Raw genomic sequence first — 1,207 nt, 5'->3', positions numbered from 1 at the left:
ACCCAAGTGGCGGGAGTCATCATTCCCAAGCACCGTGCTGTTGGGGTGACTCCTGTTGTTGCCAAGACCTCAACTGGGGCAGTGGAGCATGTCCCCATTGCCCGGGTGACCAACCTTAGCCAAACTTTGGATAAGCTCAAAGAAGCAGGTTTTTGGATCTTCGGAACCGATATGAATGGAACGCCTTCTCACAAATGGAATACCAGTGGGAAGCTAGCCCTCATTATTGGCAACGAAGGCAAGGGCATTTCAGCCAATATAAAAAAACAAGTGGATGAAATGATTACTATTCCTATGCAGGGGCATGTCCAAAGTCTGAATGCCAGTGTCGCAGCAGCGATCCTCATGTATGAGGTCTTTCGCAATAAATTATAATAGAAGAAATCAAAGGAAGGGGGCAATCCATGAAAGAAAAGATTTTGTTAGTGGACGGCTACAACATGATTGCCTTCTGGCAGGAGACCCGGCAGCTCTTTAAGAAAAGTGAGCTCGATGCTGCACGAACGATCCTCCTAGAGAAGCTAAGTCACTATGCTAGCTTTGAAGGCATTCGCGTGATTTGTGTCTTTGATGCCCAATACATGCCAGGGATTCGCCAGACCTATGAAGAATTTCAGGTCCAAGTGGTCTTCACTGCAGAGGAGGAGACCGCCGATGACTACATTGAACGCTTGGCAGCAGAGCTCAATACACCCCTCCACCAAGTATCAGTCGCGACGAGTGACTTGAATGAGCAATGGACGGTCTTTGCTCAAGGAGCACTTCGGGTGTCGGCACGTGAGCTAGAGAAGAGAGTCGCCGTTGTCAAAGCCGACTTGAACCAGGCGCGAGGAGCTGTCAACGATCAAAAACCACCGATACGGCCTTTTGACCTAGAGGGCCTACGTCAACTACAAAAAGAGATGGGAGCAAGTAAATGACCTTTAAAATTTTAACAGATTCAACTGCAGATTTAGATGAAACATGGGCAAAGGAGCATGATGTAGAGATCGTCGGTTTGTCGATCCAAATCGATGGTACTCATTATGAGACAGTAGGTCCAGATAAACTGACCAGCCCCCAATTATTAGCAGAGATGCAAAAGGGTGCTAAACCAACGACCAGTCAGGTCAATGTTGGGCAATTCCAAGAGATTTTCAAAGGCTACGCTCAACGCAAGGAAAATCTCCTCTATATCGCCTTTTCTTCAGTTTTGTCAGGGACCTAC

At 47.4% G+C, this 1,207-nt stretch carries 3 protein-coding genes; all 3 read left to right on the top strand.

Going from position 1 to position 1,207, the window contains the following annotated elements; translation table 11 throughout:
• Positions 1-375 (top strand): 23S rRNA (guanosine(2251)-2'-O)-methyltransferase RlmB (rlmB, locus tag ACLOR3_RS01605; RefSeq protein ID WP_412036926.1); only part of this gene is annotated, 375 nt, incomplete at its 5' end.
• A 29-nt stretch (positions 376-404) separates the two neighbouring features.
• On the top strand, positions 405-920 hold the full coding sequence (locus ACLOR3_RS01600) for an NYN domain-containing protein (protein WP_411400077.1): 516 nt from the start codon (positions 405-407) through the stop codon (positions 918-920).
• Positions 917-1,207 (top strand): DegV family protein (locus tag ACLOR3_RS01595; RefSeq protein WP_412036925.1); only part of this gene is annotated, 291 nt, incomplete at its 3' end. The genes ACLOR3_RS01600 and ACLOR3_RS01595, both read left to right, overlap by 4 nt.

Source organism: Streptococcus intestinihominis, assembly GCF_046824975.1.
GTDB lineage: Bacteria > Bacillota > Bacilli > Lactobacillales > Streptococcaceae > Streptococcus.
This window is presented reverse-complemented; position numbering and strand designations above follow the sequence as displayed.

What these genes read in the sequence shown, in the direction of transcription:
- ACLOR3_RS01600 (WP_411400077.1), top strand. Translation starts at nt 405, where the DNA reads ATGAAAGAAAAGATTTTGTTAGTGGACGGCTACAACATGATTGCCTTC.